At 67.9% G+C, this 1424-nt stretch carries 2 protein-coding genes; both read right to left on the bottom strand.

All coding sequences use genetic code 11. The features are described from left to right. Positions 1-39 precede the first annotated feature (39 nt). Positions 40-237, bottom strand: a complete 198-nt coding sequence (locus tag ACTQ05_RS09455) for a type II toxin-antitoxin system RelB/DinJ family antitoxin (RefSeq protein WP_117744010.1) — start codon at positions 235-237, stop codon at positions 40-42. A 46-nt stretch (positions 238-283) separates the two neighbouring features. Then, positions 284-1339: an IS1595 family transposase gene (locus ACTQ05_RS09460; RefSeq protein ID WP_441057983.1), complete on the bottom strand. Its 1056-nt coding sequence runs from the start codon at positions 1337-1339 to the stop codon at positions 284-286. Positions 1340-1424 lie beyond the last annotated feature (85 nt).

Here is a 1424-nt window from a genome sequence, read left to right on the forward strand (position 1 = left end):
AGGCTCTGTTAGACCAGGATTGACATGCCGACCTGCCGGCTAACTCGCCGTCTCCTCGTCGGGCGCCGGCGTCTTGACCCTCATCTCGAACGGCATCCCGCCCTCTCGGACGAGCGCCCTGAGGAACGCGTTGACGGCGGTGGACATGGACAGGCCGAGCTCGTCCAGGATGGCCGTGGCCTCCCTCTTGACCTCCGGGTCGATGCGGATCGTCGTGGCCGGTATGTTCGACGGCATGGCCTCACCCCTCCTCGTGTATCGCGGTGCGACCATTCTACCGCCTCTATGCGGCGGGCGCGGCCCAGTAGTCCATGTAGGGCGGCTCCACGTTGAACATGTCGCGGACGCGGCTCCTGCAGACGCCGTGCGCGAGCTGCCGCGCGACCGTGCGCCCGGCGGCGCCGGAATCGGTCGCCATGAAGGTCCGGCACCACCTGAACCAGGCGAGGTAGGCGTCGAGGTGCTTCGTCGACACGCCCTTGAACGGCTCCATGAAGGCGCCGAGGAGCGAGTGGACGGTGTTGACCCGGTTGATGGTCCCCCCGGAGCGGTCCTTGGGGTCGTAGGCCGCGTGCGCGGCGACCTCGAGCTCGGCGAGGACGCCGACGTAGGCGGCCGCCCTGTCGGTCGCGACGACCGAGCCGGCCGCGATGCGGCCCCTCAGCGCGTCCATGGCGCGCTCCCTCGAAAGGGCGCCCCGCCCCGTGACCTCGAGGAACGTCTCGTTCGAGTCGTTCACGCCGGTCATGACGCAGATCCGCTCGCGCGACAGCCCGCGTCTGTGCACCTGCTTGCCGCGATGCCGGGAGGGGCGCGGCATCGTGAACGACCCCTTCGCGTGGTTGCCCTTGAACGACTCGGGGAAATAGGTCTCGTCGAGCTCGCAGCCGCAGCCCCGCTCGACCCTGAACGAGGGGGAGTAGGCCGAGAGGCACTCGATCAGCCTGTGGCGCATGGTGTAGGCGGTCTTGAGGCAGACGCGGCAGCGCCTCGCGCATTCGCGCAGGGGCAGCATGAGCACGAAGCACTCGGCGTAGGCCATCCAGGTCTCCTTCGGGAGCTTGCTCGTCCCCAGGATGCGCTCGCTGCCCATGCCGAAGGTCCTGCCGCAGCCCCGGCAGAGGTAGCGCTGCTCGCCGTTCTTCGATTTGCCCTTCTTCACGACCGCGGCGGACCCGCAGCGCGGGCAGCGTTCGATTTCGTAGGCGGAGCCGGCCGCGTCGTCGAACGCCGCCGCGCGGATCACGTCCCTGACGGACTCGATAGCGCGGCGGCGCTCGGTCTTGCTGAGGTTCGCCATGCCCTTCTTGAAGTTGAGGACCAGGTCTTCGGCGTTCATGCTGCCCCCATCATCGCGGTCTACGGGGTCAACGATATGGCACCGTGGGGACACATGTATGTCAATCCTGGTCTAACAGAGCCTT

It is taken from the genome of Collinsella sp. LCP21S3_A9, from assembly GCF_052118785.1.
Lineage (GTDB): Bacteria > Actinomycetota > Coriobacteriia > Coriobacteriales > Coriobacteriaceae > Collinsella.

What these genes read in the sequence shown, in the direction of transcription:
- ACTQ05_RS09455 (WP_117744010.1), bottom strand. Translation starts at nt 237, where the DNA reads ATGCCGTCGAACATACCGGCCACGACGATCCGCATCGACCCGGAGGTC.
- ACTQ05_RS09460 (WP_441057983.1), bottom strand. Translation starts at nt 1,339, where the DNA reads ATGAACGCCGAAGACCTGGTCCTCAACTTCAAGAAGGGCATGGCGAAC.